General features: G+C 61.8%; 2 protein-coding genes. One reads left to right on the top strand and one right to left on the bottom strand.

Annotation, left to right across the window (positions count from 1 at the left end; all coding sequences use genetic code 11):
- Positions 1 to 23 precede the first annotated feature (23 nt).
- Complete coding sequence (locus AC1DT3_RS20120) at positions 24 to 275, bottom strand: hypothetical protein (protein ID WP_477466983.1); 252 nt, start codon at positions 273 to 275, stop codon at positions 24 to 26.
- 170 nt (positions 276 to 445) lie between these two features.
- Here AC1DT3_RS20120 and AC1DT3_RS20115 point away from each other — a divergent pair.
- A partial coding sequence (locus AC1DT3_RS20115; RefSeq protein ID WP_477466982.1) for a gamma-glutamyltransferase family protein occupies positions 446 to 1,737 on the top strand: 1,292 nt, incomplete at its 3' end.

Raw genomic sequence — 1,737 nt, 5'->3', positions numbered from 1 at the left:
CCCGCACAGCTTATCTGCAAAATTCACGGACCCGTTTCATTGCGGACATCGAGCGGACGGCGCGAAAAGCTCGAAAACAGATAATAGCCATTGAAACGCACGCCGGTCGCCGCAGCCTTGGAATCGAATCCGAACGGCAGCTTGCGCCGGGTATCGAGACGGCCTTCGAAGGCCCAATGAGGCTCCGCCACGAATCGCGGCACGGTCCGCTCCTCGGGAACCGCGCAAACCAGTCCATCCGGCCATTTACTGCGAAAAAGATTGTAGGCGTGCATAGCGCTTCTCCTCGCTTCCCTGGTCAGACGAAAGTACTATGACCCGACACCTGGGCAGGATCGTGTCACGAACCGAAAAGATCGGACCAGGGTGGTTTCCGCCCGGATCACGGTATTTAGTATGCATCGCTGTCACGCGGCTCACCAGAGATCATCGAGGGGTGCGTAAAATGACCGTCCGAGAAGCCAAGACACGTCTCTTTTACCTGACTTTCGTGACATTCACTTGTCTGTCCGCCCCGGTTTGGTCCCAGGCGCTCGCTCCAGCGCCTGAAGCGCCCACAGGTCGGTCGACCAAGCGACTCGAGACGACAACCCAAGACATGGTCGCCGCCGCCAACCCTCTTGCAGCCCAGGCAGGACGAGAAATCCTGGCGGCCGGCGGCAGTGCGGTGGATGCAGCCGTGGCCGTCCAGCTGGTGCTCAACCTGGTCGAACCGCAGAGTTCCGGCATCGGCGGGGGCGCTTTCATGGTGTTTTTCGACGGCGCCAAGGTGATCACGCTCGACGGGCGGGAAATGGCGCCGGCCGCGGCTAAACCGGAGCGATTCCTTGGTCCGGACGGCAAGCCCATGAAATTCTACGACGCCGTCATCGGAGGTCGCTCGGTCGGCGTGCCCGGAACCGTCAAGCTTCTGGAGACGGCGCACAAGCGCTGGGGGAAGCTGCCTTGGACGCAGGTGATCGAGCCCGCGGCCAAGCTGGCCGAAGACGGGTTTACGATCTCGCCACGCCTCAACGGCCTGCTGACGCAGGAAAAGTACCTCCAGGACAATCCCGCCGCCCGCGCCTATTTCTACGAATCGGACGGCAAGCCCAAGTCTGTCGGCACGGTTCTGAAAAACCCGGCTTTCGCGGCAACGCTTCGAACCATTGCCGCCCAGGGCTCCGACGCCTTCTACAAGGGCGATATCGCGAAGGACATCGTTGCGACGGTCGCTGCCCATCCGACCAATCCCGGCGATATGACAACGACCGATCTCGAATCCTACAAGATTGAAGAGCGCGACGCGGTCTGCGGCGCGTACCGGGTCTATAAGATCTGCGGCATGGGTCCGCCGAGTTCCGGGCAGATCGCCGTGCAGCAAATCCTGGGAATCGTTGAAACGCAGGACATGGCCGCAATGAAACCGGGGCCGGACGCGGTCCATTGGCTTGCCGAGGCCGGCCGTCTCGCCTTCGCCGATCGTGGGCTCTTCGTCGCTGATCCCGCCTTCGTGAGCGTTCCAGTCAAGGGACTCACCGACCGGGATTATTTGAAGTCCCGCGCCGCACTCGTCGATCCGGCGAAATCGATGGGCAAGGCGAAACCGGGGGACCCGCCGTTCCAGAAGACCTTCCTGTGGGGCGCCTCGCAGGGCATCGAGAACGGCACCAGCCATATGTCGATCGTCGACCGCAACGGTAACGCCGTCTCAATGACGACGACGATCGAGGATGGTTTCGGTGCCCGCCTGATGAC

This window comes from Microvirga sp. P4_G7, from assembly GCF_056401005.1.
Note: the sequence above shows the minus strand (reverse complement) of the source record. Positions and strands in the feature narration are given on the sequence as shown.

Excerpts from the sequence above, each read along its gene's own strand:
- AC1DT3_RS20120 (WP_477466983.1), bottom strand. The coding sequence starts at position 275 with ATGCACGCCTACAATCTTTTTCGCAGTAAATGGCCGGATGGACTGGTT.